Source organism: Streptomyces sp. SID486 (assembly GCF_009865385.1).
Taxonomy (GTDB): domain Bacteria; phylum Actinomycetota; class Actinomycetes; order Streptomycetales; family Streptomycetaceae; genus Streptomyces.
This window is the reverse complement of sequence record NZ_WWJT01000365.1, coordinates 1-366: the sequence shown is the minus strand read 5'-3', so window position 1 is coordinate 366 and position 366 is coordinate 1. Positions and strand designations below refer to the sequence as shown.

Annotated in this window: 1 protein-coding gene; it reads left to right on the top strand. The window is 81.4% G+C overall.

The genetic code is table 11. From position 1 onward, the window contains the following. A partial coding sequence (locus tag GT045_RS17010; protein WP_161334692.1) for a M48 family metalloprotease occupies positions 1 to 366 on the top strand: 366 nt, incomplete at both ends.

Below are 366 nucleotides of genomic sequence, written 5' to 3'. Positions count from 1 at the left end.
GGCCGCCGCGGCCGGATCGTCGTCTCCACGGCGCTGCTGGCCGCGCTCGCCCCGGCCGAGCGGCGCGCCCTGTTCGCGCACGAGCGCGCCCATCTGACGGCCCGGCACCACCGGCATCTGCTCGCCGCCCGGCTGGCCGCCCGCGCCAACCCGTTCCTGCGCCCGCTGTGCACCGTCGTCGGCTACACGGCCGAGCGGTGGGCGGACGAGGAGGCGGCCCGCGCGGTGGGCGACCGGCGCACGGTCGCCCGGGCCATCGGCAAGGCGGCCCTGCTGTCCCCTCGTCCCCCGGTGCCGACCCTGGCCGCGCTGGCCGCGCCCGGCCCCGTGCCACGCCGGGTCGCCGCGCTGCTCGGACCCGCACCG